A 17,335-nucleotide genomic window follows, 5' to 3' on the forward strand; every position below is an offset into this window, starting at 1 on the left:
GTGCACGGTACGGAGTTGAGTGGGTTCAGCGCACGGCCCGACGAGGCGGCGCCTCCCACGACATCCGATCCGAGCCGGTTCCCGCTCGCGCCCGCACAACTCGGCCTCTGGTACGCGCAGCTGCTCGATCCCGAGGTGCCGATCAATATCGCCCAGTACGTCGACGTTCGCGGCGAACTCGACGCCGAGGTGCTCGCCGAGGTCTCCCGCGAGGCCGCACTCGACTACGGTTCCACCCTCGTGCGCCTCGGCGTCGAGGACGGCGTGCCCTACCAGTGCGTCGACCCCGCGCTGAGCATCGATATCCCGCTTATCGACCTGCGCGACCACGACGATCCGGTGGCCGCGGCGCACGCCTGGATGCGCGCCGACGCGGGCGCACCGGTCGACCTGCTGCGCGACCGCCTGTTCGCGGGCGCCGTGCTGCGCGTCGCCGACCAGCGGTACTTCTGGTATCTGCGGGCGCACCACATCGTGCTCGACGGCTTCGGCGCGCTGACCAACACCATGCGGGTGGCCGAGCGCTACACCGCGCGCGTACTCGGGGCCGAGCCGGCGGCGGTTCGCCCCGGAACCCTGTCCGACCTGGTCGACGGGGAGCTGAGCTATCGCGAGAGCGGCCGATTCGACTCCGACCGGGCGCACTGGGCCGAGCGGGTCGCCGGACTCGAGGCGCCCACCAGCCTGGACGGGCGCACCGCCGCGCGCGCCGCGCAGAATCTCGTCGTCGGGCGGGCGCTGCCGCAGCGGCTGGTCGACCGGATGAACGAGCTCGCCGCGAGCCAGGACGCCACCATCGCGGTGATCCTGCTGGCCGCCTTCGCCTGCTATCTCGGGCGGCTCACCGACCGTGACGACGTGGTGCTGAGCCTGCCGGTGACCGCCCGCACCACCGCGGTCATGCGGCGTTCCGCGGGCATGCTGTCCAATATCGTGCCGTTGCGGGTCGGCGTCGGCTCCGAGGTGAGCTGGGGCGATCTGCTGCGCGCGACCCGGGTCGAGGTCGCGGGCGCCCTGCGCCATCAGCGCTACCGGCACGAGGACATCCGCCGCGACGCCGAACACGACGGCCGCCCCGCGCGCCGCGCGCTGTTCGGCCCATTGGCCAACATCATGCTGTTCAGCAACGATCTGACCCTCGGGACCACCTCGGGGCGCTACCACGTGCTCTCGACCGGACCGGTGGAGGATCTGAGCCTCAATGTCTACTACGGCGACAGCGACAGCGTGCACGTCGACTTCGAGGCAAATCCGAATCTCTACCGCGGCGACGACATCGCCCGCCACCACACCCGCTTCCTCAACTACCTCGAACGGCTGGTCCGGCTCGACCTGACGAGTCCGGTGGTGTCGGTGGATGCCGCCACCGAACTCGAGGTCGAGGTCAGCACCGAGATCTGGAACGCCACCGAATTCGACGTCGCCGCGGCGCTCGACGGCCCGCCGACCCTGATCGCGATGTTCGAGGCCCAGGTAGCGCGCACGCCCGACGCCGTGGCGCTGCGCAGCGCGGTGACCCCGGGCCGGAGCCTGACCTACCGGGAACTGGCCGCCCGGGTTCGGCGGCTCGCGCGGCGGCTGCTCGCCGACGGCGTCGGTCCCGAGAGCGTGGTCGCGGTGCACATGCGCCGGTCCACCGAACAGGTCGTCGCCATGTACGCGGCGCTGGCGGCGGGGGCGGCCTACCTGCCGCTGGATCCCGACCATCCGGCCGAGCGCACCGCCCATATCCTCGGCACCGCCCGCCCGGCCTGCCTACTGTGCACGGAGTCGGCCGCGCCCGAGGTCGACGGTGTGCCGGTCGTCGCGGTGGACCGGCTCGACCTGTCGGCGCTGTCCGACGCCCCGATCGAGACGGCGGAACTGCGGACACCGCTGCGCGCGGCGCATCCCGCCTACGTCATCTTCACCTCGGGATCCACCGGTCTGCCCAAGGGCGTCACGGTCGCGCACGCCGCGATCGTGAACCGGCTGGTGTGGATGCAGCACACCTATCGGCTCACCCCCGCCGACGTCGTCCTCCAGAAGACGCCCGCCACCTTCGACGTCTCGGTGTGGGAGTTCTTCTGGCCGTTGCAGGTCGGCGCGAGCCTCGTGCTCGCCGCGCCCGACGGCCATCGTGACCCGGCCCAGCTGCGGTCGGTCATCGCCGAATACGGCGTGACCACCGCCCACTTCGTCCCCTCGATGCTGGAAGTGTTCCTCGCGCACCAGGACATCGCCCGCAGTAGCACGCTGCGCGCGGTCTTCGCCTCCGGTGAGGTGTTGCCCGCGTCGGCGGCCCAACGGCTGCGGGTGCTCACCGGTGCCCGACTGCACAACCTGTACGGCCCGACCGAGGCGGCCGTCGACGTCACCTACCACGAGGTGACCGACGCCGACACGGTTACGGTGCCGATCGGCGCACCGGTGTTCAACACCCGGCTGTATGTGCTCGATTCGAGACTGCGGCCGACCCCGGTCGGCGCTGCGGGCGAGCTGTATCTGTCGGGGGTACAGCTCGCCCGGGGATACGCGGCCCGGCCGGGCCTGACCGCGGACCGTTTCGTGGCCGACCCGTTCGTCCGCGGCGAACGCATGTACCGTACCGGCGACCTGGTGCGGTGGACCGCGAACGGGGAACTGGAATATCTCGGCCGCACCGATTTCCAGGTCAAACTGCGTGGACTGCGCATCGAACTCGGCGAGATCGAGGCCGTGCTGGCCGGGGTCGAGTCGGTGGTGCGCGCGGTGGTCGTCGTGCGCGACGACACCGGCGCGGGCGAACAACTCGTCGCCTACGCGGTGGAATCCGAACCCGATACGGTGACGCCCGCGCAACTGCGCGCCGCGGCTGCCCGCGCGCTGCCCGCGTACATGGTGCCCGCCGCCTATGTCGTGCTCGACGCGCTGCCGGTGAACGCCTCCGGCAAACTCGACCGCGCCGCGCTGCCGGCGCCCGAACGGGTCGTCGCCGAATATCTGGCGCCCGTGACCCCGGTGGAGCGGGCGGTCGCGGAGATCTTCGCCGAGGTGCTCGGCCGCGACCGGGTGGGGCGCGACGACGACTTCTTCGTACTCGGGGGCAACAGTTTGGTGGCCACCCAGGTCGCCGCGCGATTGAGCGCCGATCTGGGATGCCCGCTCGGCGTGCGCGAGGTTTTCACCGCGACCACGGTGGCCGGACTCGCGGACGTGATCGAGCGGGCGAGTGGAACCGGCGGCGACGCCACGGCCGCGCGGCTGCGGGCGCGACCGCGGCCGCCGCTGGTTCCACTGTCTCCCGCCCAGCAACGGATCTGGTTCCTGAACCGGTTCGAGGGTGCGGGCGGGGGATACAACATGCCCTTCGTGGTCCGCATGGACGGTGCGGTGGACACCGGCGCGCTGCGCGCGGCGCTCGCCGACGTGGTGCGTCGCCACGAGGCGCTGCGGACCTTGTTCCCGGCTCTGCCCGCCGGACATCCCGACGGCGTGGCCGCCCAGCAGGTGGTCGCCGACGTGGTGCTGACGGGTGAGCCGGAGCCGATCGCGGCCGCCGCGCTGGCGGACGAACTGGCCGTATTCGCCGCGACCGGATTCGATCTGGAGCGCGAGATCCCGCTGCGGACCCGGCTGTTCGCGGTGGACGACGGCAGCAATGCGCTGGCCATCGTGCTGCACCACATCGCCGCGGACGGTCTGTCGCTGCGGGTGCTCGCCCGCGATGTCATGTTCGCCTACACCGCCCGGCTGGCCGGGCGGGAACCCGGCTGGACCCCGCCGGCCGTGCAGTACGCCGACTATTCGCTGTGGCAGCGGGAGATTCTCGGCGCGACCGAGGACGCGGACTCGCCGGCCGCGCGGCAGTTGGCGTATTGGACCGACGCGCTGGCGGGCGCGCCCGCACAGCTCGACCTGCCCGCGGACCGCCCGCGTCCGGCCGTCGCCTCGGGTCGGGGCGCGGTCTACCGCTTCGAGATTCCGGCGACGCTGGCGGCGGGGGTCACTGCGACCGCGCGCGCACAGGGCGTCTCGGCGTTCATGGTGCTGCACGGCGCGCTGGCGGTGCTGCTTTCGCGCATCTGCGGCGAGGACGACATTCTCATCGGCACGCCGGTCGCGGGCCGCGGCGAGCGCGCGCTCGACGATCTGATCGGCATGTTCGTCAACACCCTGGTGCTGCGGACCGAAATCGACGCGAGCGAATCCGTCACGGCGCTGCTGCGCCGGGTACGCGAGACCGACCTGGCCGCCTTCGGGCACGCCGAGCTGCCGTTCGAGCAGCTGGTCGAGGCCCTCAATCCGGTACGGTCGCAGGCCAGACATCCGCTGTTCCAGGTCATGCTGGCCTTCGACAATGCCGCCGCGGTCGAATTCGACCTGCCCGGCCTCGCCGTGCGCACCGAGGTTCTGGACACCGGGACCACCAAATTCGACCTCCAGCTCACGTTGAGCGGTGAATTCGCGGGCGACGACCCGGTGCCCGCCGAGTTCGCCTATGCCACCGACTTGTTCGACGAGGCGACCATCGCCGATTTCGCGGACTGGCTGCTTCGGCTGCTGGCCGGACTCGTCGCGCGTCCCGATGCGGCGGTGGGTGACCTGCCACTGCTCGATGACGTCCGACGGCGCGCGGCGCTCACCCGCGGTGAGCGCGGCGGCGCGTTCGGCGAGACCACCGTTGTCGAATCCTTCGCCGCGCAGGTGCGGCGCACGCCCGACGCCGTCGCGGTGCGCGACGGCGAACGGGTACGGACCTATGCCGAATTCGCGGCCGAGGTGAACCGGCTGGCGCGTGTCCTCGTCGGGGCGGGGGTCGGCGCCGAGACACGGGTCGTGCTCGGTATGCGGCGGTCGCTGGAATTCGTCACCGCCGCGTACGCGGTGCTCACCGCGGGCGGCGCGTACGTCCCGGTGGATCCCGACCAGCCCGCGGCGCGACTGGATCGGATCATCGAGGAGGCGGGTCCGCTCTGCGTGCTGACCCGGGACGCGGACGGCTGGGACGGCAGCGGAATTCCGGTGCTGACGGTCGACGAGATCGACGGTTCGGTGAGCGCCGAGCCCCTGGCCCCCGTACGCCGTTCACGTGCGGCCGATGCCGCCTATCTGATCTTCACCTCGGGCTCCACCGGCCGGCCGAAGGGCGTCACGGTGCAGCACGGTTCGATGGCCAATCAGGTGCGCTGGATCGCCGACGAATACGCCATCGCCGCCACCGACATCGTGCTGTTCAAGACCCCCGCGACCTTCGATGTCTCGGTGTGGGAACTGTTCGCGCCGCTCACCCGGGGTGCGAGCGTCGTGGTCGCCGAACATGACGGACATCGTGACGCGAGCTATCTCGCCCGGCTCATCGCGGCGACCGGTGTGACCATGACCTCCTTCGTGCCGTCCATGCTGACGGTATTCGCCGATGTGGTCGATCCGGCCGATATCGCCACCCTGCGAACGGTTTTCGTCGCGGGCGAGGCGATGACCGGCGAGGCGGCGGCGGCATTCGCCGCGGTGTGCGACGCCGAACTGCACAATCTGTACGGGCCGACCGAATTCACCGTGCACGCCACGCACGCGCCCGTCGACGCGCGCGTGGCGGGTCCGTCGCCGATCGGTGCGCCGGTCGCGGGTAGCCGGGTGCTTGTGCTCGACTCGCGACTGCGACCGGTGCCGGAAACCGTCGCGGGCGAACTGTATCTGGCCGGTGCGCAGGTGGCGCGCGGCTATCACGGACGCGGCGGGCTCACCGCGCAGCGGTTCGTGGCGGACCCCTTCGGCCCGGCCGGTGCGCGCATGTACCGCACCGGCGACCTGGTGCGCCGCAATCGCGCGGGCGCGCTGGAGTACTTGGGCCGCAAGGATTTCCAGGTGAAGCTGCGCGGGCAGCGCCTCGAACTCGGCGAGGTCGAGGCGGCCGTGCTCGCCCAGGACGAGGTGCGCGCGGCCGCGGTGCGGGTGCACACCCATCCCGGCGGCGAACTGCTCGTCGCCTACGTCGTCGCCGATATCGCCCAGGAGCGGCTCGCCGAGACGGTCGGGGAGCGGCTGCGCGAGGTGCTGCCTTCCTACATGGTGCCGGGCGCGTACGTGCGGCTGGCGGCCATGCCGTTGACCAGTTCGGGCAAATTGGACCGTAACGCGCTACCCGATCCGGTGCGCGCCGCGGTGTCGTACACGGCGCCGGAGACCGCCGCCGAGCGGCTGGTAGCGGCCGAATTCGCCGATGTGCTCGGGCTAGAGCGGGTGGGTCGCGCGGACGACTTCTTCGCGCTCGGCGGAAATTCACTGGTCGCGACGCAGATCGCGGCGCGGCTCGGCGCTGCCGTCGGCGCGGAGGTGCCGGTGCGGCTGCTGTTCGAACGCCCGACGGTGGCCGCACTCGCCGCGGCACTGCCCGCGGGTGGCGCCGCGCCCCGAACCGCGCCGTCGGCGGGTGCGCGCCCGGATGTCGTGCCGCTGTCCTACGCGCAGCGGCGCATGTGGTTCCTGGCGCAGCTGGACGAGAATTCGGTGGCCGACAATCTGGTCGCGGCCTTGCGCCTGGAGGGCGCGCTCGACCTCGCGGCATTGCGCGCCGCGGTCGCCGATCTGGTGGACCGGCACGAGACGCTGCGGACCAGCTATCCGGCGGTGGACGGTATCGCACGCCAGGTGGTCCGACCCGCCGACACGGTGGCGCGGGCGCTGCCGGTGGAATCGGTCGCGCCCGAGGAACTTCCGGCCCGGATCGCGGCCGTGGTCGCGGCGCCCTTCGCCGTGGACGTCGAACCGCCGGTGCGGTTGGCGCTGCTGCGCACCGGAGTCGACGAACACGTGCTCGTGGTGGTCATCCATCACATCGCCGCGGACGGTTGGTCGCTCGCGCCGCTGACCCGGGACCTCATGACCGCCTATGCCGCGCGCCGCGAGGGCACGGCTCCCGCCTGGACGCCGCTGCCGGTGCAGTACGCGGATTTCGCGCTGTGGCAGCGGGAAGTCCTCGGCGCGGAGGACGATCCGAATTCGTTACTGGCCGCGCAGATCCGGTTCTGGTCGGACGAATTGGCCGGACTGCCCGACATCGTGACGCTGCCGGGCGATCGCCCGCGTCCCGCCGCGGTCTCGGGACGCGGTGCGCGGCACCGGTTCACCGTGAACCCGGCCACCGTCGGTGGCCTGCGGGCCGTCGCCGCGAGCGCCAATGCCTCGCTGTTCATGGTGTGCCACACCGCCTTCGCCATCCTGGCGGCGAAACTGTCGGGGCAGCGCGATATCCCGATCGGCACGCCCGTCGCGGGCCGCGGCGACCGCGCGCTCGACGATCTGGTCGGCATGTTCGTCAACACGCTGGTGCTGCGCGCCGAGGTGCGGCCGGAGATCCGGTTCACCGATCTGCTGGCGCGGGTGCGCGAGGTCGACCTGCGCGCGCTCGCGCACGCCGACGTGCCGTTCGAGCGGCTGGTGGAAGTGCTCGACCCGCCGCGGTCGACCGCGCGCCATCCGTTGTTCCAGGTCATGCTCGACCTACAGAACATCGAATCGCGGGCGCTGGAACTGGCCGGGCTGAATGTCGGCGACCTCGATATCGACACCGGCACCGCCAAATTCGACCTGCACCTGAGCCTGCGCGAAGCCGGTGCGGGACTCGCCGCGGTCATCGACTATGCCACCGACCTGTTCGACGCCCGCACCGTCGCGACCTTCGCCGAGCGACTGTGCCGCATCCTCGACGCCATCGTCGCCGACCCGACCCGCACGGTCGCCGACATCGATGTGCTCGCGCCGGCCGAGCGCACCCTGCTGCTCGAGACCCGCAATGCCACCGCGCACCCGGTCGACCCCGCGGCGACACTGGTGTCGCTGTTCGAGGCGGGTCTCGCGCGCGACCCGGGCGCGGTCGCCGTCACCTTCGAGGGCGAATCGCTGACCGGCGCGGAGTTCGCCCGCCGGGTCCATCGGCTGGCGCGGTTGCTGGTATCCGTCGGCGTCGGCCCGGAGCGCACGGTGGCCGTCGCCGTACACCGCTCCCCGGACCTGGTCGTCGCCCTGTACGCCGTACTCGGCGCGGGCGGCGCGTACGTCCCGATCGATACCGAACATCCGGCCGAGCGCATCGCCGATGTGCTCGACGGCGCGCGACCGGTCTGCGTGCTGAGCCGCACCGGCGACGGCCTCGACCGGTCCGGCCTGCGCGGGCGATGGCCGGTGCTCGATCTCGACGTGCTCGACACCGCCGACTATGCCGACGCCCCGCTCACCGACGCCGACCGAATCGCGCCACTGCTGCCCGCGCACACGGCGTATGTGCTGTTCACCTCCGGGTCCACCGGCAGGCCAAAGGGTGTCGCGATCTCGCACTCGGCGATCGTGAACCGCCTGGTGTGGATGCAGGACGCCTACCCGATCGGCCCGGCCGACGCGGTGCTCCAGAAGACCCCGGTGACCTTCGACGTCTCGGTGTGGGAGTTCTTCTGGCCGTTGCAGGTCGGCGCGCGACTGGTGGTCGCCCGTCCCGACGGCCACCGCGAACCCGGCTATCTGGCCGAGGTAGTCCGCCGCGAACGGGTGACGGTGGCGCATTTCGTGCCGTCCATGCTCGCGGTGTTCGTCGCCGATCCGGCCGCGGCCGAATGCGCCGACCTGCGAATGGTGTTCAGTTCCGGCGAGGCGCTGCCCCCCGAACCCGCGCGGCGGCTGCGCGAGCGCACGGGTGCGCGGGTGCTGAATCTGTACGGTCCCACCGAGGCCGCCGTGGACGTCACCCACCACGAGGTGAGCGACGCCGACACGATGAGCGTGCCGATCGGCGTACCGGTCGCCAACACCGGGGTGTTCGTCCTCGACGAGTGGCTGCGCCCGGTCGCGCCGGGCGTGGCGGGCGAGTTGTACCTGTCGGGTGCGCAGTTGGCGCGCGGCTATATCGGGCGACCGGATCTCACGGCCGACCGTTTCGTCGCGCACCCCTTCGGCGCACCGGGCGCGCGGATGTACCGCACGGGCGATCTGGCGACCTGGAATCGAGACGGGGAACTGGAATATCTCGGCCGCACCGATTTCCAGGTCAAATTGCGCGGATTGCGCATCGAACTCGGCGAGATCGAGACCGCGCTGACCGAACTGGACGCGATCGCGCAGGCCGCCGTCGCGGTGCACGAGGGTACCCGGTTGGTGGCCTATCTGGTCCCCGCCGACGCCGAGATCGATCTCGCGGCCGTGCGTGCCGCCCTCGCGCGCAGGCTACCGGCCTATATGGCCCCCTCGGACTACGTCGTGCTGGCCCAGTTCCCGCTCAACACCTCGGGCAAACTGGACCGCAGGGCGCTGCCCGCACCGGATGTGGAGCCGGTCGCCTTCCGCGAACCCGTGACCGCGACCCAGCGCGGCGTCGCCCGCGTCTTCGCCGAGGTGCTCGGCGCCGACGGCCGCATCGGCCGCATAGGCCTCGATGACGACTTCTTCGCCCTCGGCGGCACCTCGCTCTCGGCCGCCCAGGTGGTCGCGCGGGTCGGCGCGCAGGTGGACGCCCGTATCCCGGTGCGCGTGCTGTTCGAGGCCGCGACCGTGGCGGCGCTGGCCGAACGCGCCGACCTGCTGCGCGGTGACGGACGGCGGGTCGCGCTGACGCCGCGTCCGCGTACGGAGCCGATTCCGCTCGCGCCTGCCCAGCAGCGAATCTGGTTCCTCAATCGGTTCCTTTCCACCGCCCAGGGCGGACCGGGGGACGCGGTGGACAATATCCCGCTGGCCCTGCGCCTGACCGGAGATCTGGACGTCGAGGCGCTGCGCCGGGCGCTGGCCGATGTCGTCGGGCGGCACGAGTCGCTGCGTACCCGCTACCCGGAGGGGCAGGACGGCCCGACGCAGGTCGTCGTGACTGCCGCACAGGCCGTTTCGGAACTGGACACATCGCGGATCGGACCGGTCGCGATCACCGAATCCGAACTCGACGATCGCCTGCGTGACTGTGCGGCGAGGACTTTCGACCTGACCGCGGATCTTCCGCTGCGGATCGAACTGCTGTCGCTCGCATCCCGGGTGCACGTGCTGGTGCTGGTCGTACACCACATCGCCGCGGACGGCGTCTCGCTCGCACCGCTGGCGACCGACCTGATGACCGCGTACACCGCACGCCGCGCGGGTCACGCTCCCGAGTGGACCGCACTGCCGGTGCAGTACGCCGACTACAGCCTGTGGCATGCCGAAATCCTCGGCGCGCCCGAGGATTCCGAATCCCTGGCGCACCGGCAGCTGGAATTCTGGCGCGCCACCCTCGACGACCTGCCCGAACAACTCGACCTGCCCGCGGATCGCCCGCGACCCGCGGACTCGACCTTCCGCGGCGCGGCCCACCGCTTCCGCATCGATTCCGATCTGCACAGCGAACTGCGCGAACTGGCGCGCAAGCGCGAGATCACGCTGTTCAGCACGGTGCACGCGGCGCTCGCGGTCCTGCTGGCACGCCTGTCCGGCAGCGGCGACATCGCCATCGGCACCCCGGTGGCGGGTCGCGGCGAGGCCGATCTGGACGGGCTGATCGGCATGTTCGTCAACACGCTGGTGCTGCGCAGCCGCATCGACCTGCGGGCGCGTTTCGAATCGGTGCTCGACGCGGTGCGCGGGGCCGATCTCGACGCGCTCTCGCATGCCGACATCCCCTTCGACCTGGTGGTGGACCGCCTCGCGCCGACCCGGGCGCGCAATCGGCACCCGCTGTTCCAGGTGGCGCTGAGCTGGCAGGACTTCACCCTGCCCGAATTGGAATTGGACGGACTCGCCGTCGCTCCGGTCGAGTTCGACGCCGCCGTGGCGAAGTTCGATCTCCAGTTCACCGTGCGCGAATCCGATGACGCCGACGGCCGCGCCGACGGACTCGATATCGAGATCGTGTACGCGACCGACCTTTTCGACGCGGACACGGTGGCCGTGCTGGCACGGCGATTCACCCAGGTGCTCGCGGCGGTGGCCGCGGACGCGACCGTGGTCGTCGGCGATATCCAGCTGCTCAGCGCCGAGGAGCAGCAGCGAACGCTCTACGAATGGTCGCGCACCGGAACCGATGTCGCCGCCGCGCCCGCCACGATCGTGGACCGCTTCGCCGTCGCGGCCCTGCTCGACCCGGAATCCGTCGCGGTCGGCGACGGCACGCGCGCGCTCACCTACGCCGAACTCGACGCGCGCTCCAACCGGCTCGCGCGCCGACTCGTCGCGGCGGGCGTCGGCCCGGAAGCGCTGGTGGCGGTGGCGCTTCCGCGTTCGGTCGACCTGGTCGTCGCACTGCTGGCGGTGCTGAAGGCCGGCGGCGGATATCTGCCCGTCGACCCGAACTATCCGGCCGACCGCATCGAGTACATGCTCGACGACGCCGCGCCGCTGTGCGCCATTGACGGCGCGGGCACGCAACTGCCGCGCGGTTGGTTCGGCGGCCCGGTGCTCGACGTCGACACGGACGATCTCGCCGACCCGTCCCCGCTCACCGACGCCGACCGTCGCGCGCCGCTGCGCGCCGACCACACCGCCTATGTCATCTACACCTCCGGATCCACCGGCAGGCCCAAGGGCGTGGTGATCCCGCACCGCACGGTGCTGCGGCTGCTCGACAACACCCGCGACCGTTTCGATTTCGGCGCCGCCGACGTGTGGACCATGTTCCACTCCTACGCCTTCGACTTCTCGGTATGGGAGCTGTGGGGCGCGCTGCTGCACGGCGGACGGCTGGTGCTGGTGGACTACTTCACCTCGCGTTCGCCCGAACAGTTCCGCGAGTTGCTGGTGCGCGAGCGGGTCACGGTCCTCAACCAGACACCCTCGGCCTTCTACCAGCTCGTCGCGGCCGACGCGATGCGCGAACCCGCCGACTTCGCCCTGCGCACCGTGGTATTCGGCGGTGAGGCGCTGGAGCCGCAGCGGCTCGACGGCTGGTTCGAGCGGTATCCCGACGCACCGCGTCTGGTGAACATGTACGGCATCACCGAGACCACGGTGCACGTGTCCTACCGGCGGATCACCCCGAGATCGGGCGCGGCGGGCCTGATCGGCGCGGCGATCCCGGGACTGGTCGTGCGCGTGCTCGACGCGCGACTGCGGCCCGTCCCGGTCGGCGTGCCCGGTGAGATCTATGTCAGCGGAGGACAACTCGCCCGCGGCTACCTCGGGCGGCCCGCGCTGACCGCGGGCCGGTTCGTGGCCGATCCGTACGCGGGTGACGGCAGCCTGGCCTACCGTTCCGGCGACCTCGCGCGCTGGACCGCCGACGGCGAGCTGGAATATCTCGGCCGCGCCGATCAGCAGGTGAACCTGCGCGGATTCCGCATCGAACTCGGCGAGATCGAGTCCGCGCTGCTCGAGGTCGGGGCGCCCGCCATTCGCGAGGCCGCGGTGGTGGTGCGCACGGATCTGGCGGACGAGGCCCGGCTCATCGGCTACGCGGTGGGCGAACCGATCGACTCGGCCGGGCTGCGCGCGGCGCTGGCGCGCAGGCTGCCCGAGCACATGGTGCCCGCCGCGATCGTCGCGCTGGAGCGGATTCCGTTGACGGTCAACGGGAAACTGGATCGCGCGGCCCTGCCCGCGCCGGTGTTCGACGGCACGGTCTACCGCAAGCCGACGACCTTGACCGAACAGATCGTCGCCGACGTCTACGCCGAGGTGCTCGGCCGGGGCGCGGCCGTCGGCGCGGACGACGACTTCTTCGCCCTCGGCGGCAGTTCGCTGCTCGCGGCCAAGGCCGTCGCGCGCATCGGCGCGGCGCTCGGCCGGACGGTGGGCGTGCGGGCGCTGTTCGAGACGCCCACGGTCGCCGATCTCGCCGCCGTGGTCGCGGCGCTGGAAACCGGCAGTGGCACACCGGCTCTGGTGGCCGGGGCGCGCCCGCCGCGGCTGCCGCTGTCTCCGGCGCAGCAGCGCATGTGGTTCCTCAACCGCTTCGACGGCGCCTCCGCCGCCTACAACATTCCGCTCGCGCTGCGGCTGCGCGGCGATGTGCAGGTGGCGGCGCTGCGAGCCGCACTCGGTGACGTGATCGCCAGGCACGAATCGCTGCGGACTCGGTATCCAGAGATCGACGGGTCGCCCGCGCAGGTGATCGTGCCGGTCGCCGAGGCCGTGCCCGCGCTGTACCCGATCGAGGTCACCGAGGAGGCGCTGCCGCGGCTGCTGCGGGAACTGGCCGAGACGCGCTTCGACGTCACCGCACGGGTGCCGGTCGCGCTGCGGCTGTGGCGCGTCGGCGCGGCCGAGGACACCGAGTACGTGCTGGCGGCCGTGTTGCATCACATCGCCGCCGATGGTTCCTCGATAGCCCCGTTCGTGCGCGATCTCATGTTCGCCTACGGAGCGCGACTCGACGACCGCGCGCCCGGCTGGTCGCCGCTGGCGGTGCAGTACGCCGACTACGCGCTGTGGCAGCGGGAGATGCTCGGCTCGGAGCAGGACCCGGATTCGGTGGCCGCCGCCCAGTTGCGGTTCTGGTCCGAGACACTCGCGGGCCTGCCCGATCAGTTGGCGTTGCCGACCGACCTGCCCCGGCCGGTGCGCCAGAGTCTGCGCGGCGCGCAGGTGCGGTGGCGGCTCGACGCGACCACGCACGCGGCGCTGCTGGCGCGCGGGCGGGCGCGCGGAGCGACGCTGTTCATGGTGGTCCAGGCCGCCTTCGCGGCGCTGCTGGCCCGGCTGTCGGGTACCGGCGACATCGCCGTCGGCACCCCGATCGCCGGGCGCGGTCACGCCGAACTCGACGACGTCATCGGCATGTTCGTCAATACGCTGGTGCTGCGGACCCGAGTGGAGGCCGCCGAATCCTTCGACGAGTTGCTGGCCAGGGTGCGCACCGCCGACGTCGCCGCCTTCTCCCACGCCGATGTGCCGTTCGAACGGCTGGTGGAGGTGCTGAATCCCGAGCGATCGACCGCCCGGCATCCGCTGTTCCAGGTCGGCTACTCCTTCCAGAACCACGAGCGCGGCGACCTGCGGCTGCCGGGCCTCGAGGTGCGGCCGCTCGAATTCGACAGCGGTGTGGCGCAATTCGATCTGCATCTGTTCGCCGTGGACGACTACGACGCCGACGGCGCACCGGCGGGTCTCACGCTGACCCTGCGCTACGCCACCGACCTGTTCGCGCCCGCGACCGCGCGGCGCGTCGCCGACCAACTGCGCCGCGTCCTCGACGCCGTGGTGCGCGGAACCGATGTGCCCGTGGGCGATCTCGACCTGCTCGGCGAGACCGAACGGGCGCGGCTGCTCGACGGCTGGAACCGCACCGCCCATCCGGTCCCGCCCGCGACCCTGGCCGATCTCACCGCCGACGCGGCGGCCCGGACACCGGACGCGCTCGCCCTCGTCGACGCGGCCGGCGGCGCGAGCCTGGACTACCGCGCCTTCGACGCCGCGGTCAACCGGCTGGCCCGCAGGCTCATCGCCGACGGCGTCGGCCCGGAGACCACCGTCGCACTCGCCATGCGGCGCTCGACCGCGCTGGTCACGGCCATGTACGCGGTGGTGCGCGCGGGTGGGGCGTACGTGCCCATCGACGCGGATCACCCCGCCGACCGCATCGCGCACATCCTCGGCACCGCCGCGCCCGCGTGCGTGCTCACCACCGCCGCCGACGGCGTGCCGGTGCGCACGGATCTGCCGGTGCTCGAGGTCGACCGGGTCGACCTCACCGGCTACGACGCCGGGCCCGTGTGCGATGCCGAACGGATTCGCCCGCTGCGGCCCGACCATCCCGCCTACGTCATCTTCACCTCCGGGTCCACCGGCCTGCCCAAGGGCGTGAGCGTGCCGCACTCCGCGGTGGTCAACCAATTGTTGTGGTTGCGCGCGCGTTTCGACCTCGGCGGCGCCGACGCGGTCCTGCTCAAGACCCCGGCGACCTTCGACCTTTCGGTCTGGGAGCTGTGGTCGCCGCTGAGCGTCGGTGCCAGGCTCGTCGTGACCGAGCCGGGCGTCGAACGGGAACCGGACCGCCTGCGTGAACTGCTCGACCGGCACGCGATCACCGTGCTGCACGCGGTGCCCTCGCTCATCGGACTGCTGCTCAGCGCGTCGGAGACGAAGCTGCCGCGCGGTCTGCGCCACGTCCTCGCGATCGGCGAGGCGCTGCCGCCCGCGACCGCCGCGGAATTCCTGCGGGCCGCCGACGGCGGCGCGCGCCTGTGGAATCTGTACGGGCCCACCGAGGCCGCGGTGTCCATCACCGGCTACGAGGTCACCGCGGAACCGGTGCACACCGTGCCCATCGGCGCGCCCGCCTGGAACAGCCGGGTCTACGTGCTCGACGGCCGGTTGCAGCCGGTTCCGGTCGGGGTGTCCGGCGAGTTGTACCTGGCGGGCACGCAGGTGGCGCGCGGATACCACGGCAGGGTCGCGCTGACGGCCGAGCGGTTCGTGGCCGATCCGTTCGCCCCGGGCCGCATGTACCGCACCGGCGACATCGTGCGGTGGCGGGCCGACGGCACCCTGGAATATCTCGAGCGCGCCGACTTCCAGGTGCAGATCGGCGGTTTCCGCATCGAACTCGGCGAGGTCGAGACGGCGCTGCGCCGCAGGCCGGGCGTGCGCGCGGCGGTCGCGGTGGCACACCGTGACGAGCGCGCGGGCACGCGGCTGGTCGCCTACGCGGCCACGACCGAATCCGGCGCCGTGCTGCGCACCGCGCTCGCGGCCGAACTGCCCGCCTATATGGTGCCCGCCGCCGTGGTCGCGCTGGACGCGTTGCCGCTCAATGCCAACGGGAAGGTCGATCGGGCCCGATTACCGGAACCGGTGTTCGCCGAGGCGGTATTCCGCGCGCCGGTCACCCCGGCCCAGCGGTTGGTCGCCGCGACCGTCGCCGAGGTCGTCGGCGTGCCCGCGGCCGGACTCGACGACGACTTCTTCGCACTCGGCGGCAATTCGCTGCTCGCAACCCGCCTGGTGGCGCGGCTCGGCGCGGCACTTGGCGCGCGAGTTCCGGTGGCGGCGGTCTTCGAGGCGACCACGGTCGCGGCGCTTGCCGAACACCTCGAGAACTTGGACACCACCGATGCCGGACCCGCGCTGGTTCGGCGGACCGGGACCGATCCGGTGCCGCCCGCGCCCGCGCAGCAGCGCATGTGGGTGCTCAACCGGCTGGCACCGGAGTCGGCGGCCTACAACATCCCGGTCGCCATCCGCCTCACCGGCGATCTCGACGTCGCCGGGCTCGGCGCGGCCGTCGCCGACGTGCTGGCCCGGCACGAGATCCTGCGCACCCGGTACCCGGACACCGACAACGGGCCGGTCCAGCAGATCCTCTCGGCGACCGAGGTTCCCGTCGACCTGACCCCGGTCGCGGTCGCACCCGAACAGCTCACCGACCGTATCCGCGAGGTCGTCGCGCAAGGATTCGACGTGACCACCGCCGCGCCGGTGCGTGCGGTCCTGTTCCGCACCGGCCCGCGCGACCATGTGTTGGTCGTGGTGCTGCACCACATCGCCGCGGACGGTTACTCCGTCGCGCCGATGGCGCGCGACCTGGTGCGCGCCTATCTCGACCGCATCCGCGGCGAGGAGCCCGCGTGGGCGCCGCTGGAGATCCAGTACGCCGACTACAGCGCGTGGCAGCACGCGCTGCTCGGCTCGACCTCCGATCCGGACAGTCTCGTATCGCGCCAACTCGACTATTGGACACGGGAACTGGCGGGCGTGCCCGAGGTGCTCGCACTTCCGACCGACCGCCCGCGGCCATCACGGCGCGATATGCGCGGCGGCACAGTGGATTTCGCCGTCGACGCGCAACTCACCGCCGGATTGCGGCGGCTGGCCGAGGAATACGGCACCACGCTGTTCACCGTGGTGCACGCCGCGCTCGCGGTCCTGCTGGCGAAGCTGAGCGGCGGCACCGATATCGCCATCGGCGCACCGGTGGCCGGGCGCGGCGCGCGCGAACTCGACGATCTCATCGGCATGTTCGTCAATACGGTCGTGCTGCGGACCGAGGTCGATCCCAAGGCGAGTTTCGCGGATCTGCTGCGTCAGGCCCGCGAACGGGACCTGGCCGCGCTCACGCACGCCGACGTGCCGTTCGACCAGGTCGTCGAGTCGATGGGGCGGGCGAGGTCGGGGGCGTACAGCCCGCTGTTCCAGGTGATGTTCACCTTCCAGAACTTGCCGAGCGGACCGGTCGAGCTGCCCGGGCTCGAGGTGGAGGTACTCGATCCCGATCTGGGCGAGGCCAAATTCGACCTCCAGCTCACCGGAATCGAACGCTTCGGCGCGGACGGCGCGCCCGCCGGACTGGATCTGCGGTTCGGCTACGCCGCGGACCTGTTCGACGCCGCCACCGCGGACCGGTGCGGGCAGCGGCTGCTCGGGATACTCACGACCGTCGCGGCCCAACCGACCGTGGCGCTGCGCGCCATCGACATCCGTACCGCGGACG

General features: G+C 71.8%; 1 protein-coding gene (cut by a window edge). It reads left to right on the forward strand.

The window, feature by feature from the left end:
* Window positions 1-17,335 carry the 5' portion of a non-ribosomal peptide synthetase gene (locus APZ21_RS26865; RefSeq protein ID WP_082393480.1) on the forward strand. Its footprint extends 383 nt past the window's final position, so 17,335 of the gene's 17,718 nt are visible here — the first part of the coding sequence; the start codon lies at window positions 1-3; its stop codon lies beyond the right edge, outside the window.

Source organism: Nocardia arizonensis, from assembly GCF_001310275.1.
Lineage (GTDB): Bacteria > Actinomycetota > Actinomycetes > Mycobacteriales > Mycobacteriaceae > Nocardia > Nocardia arizonensis.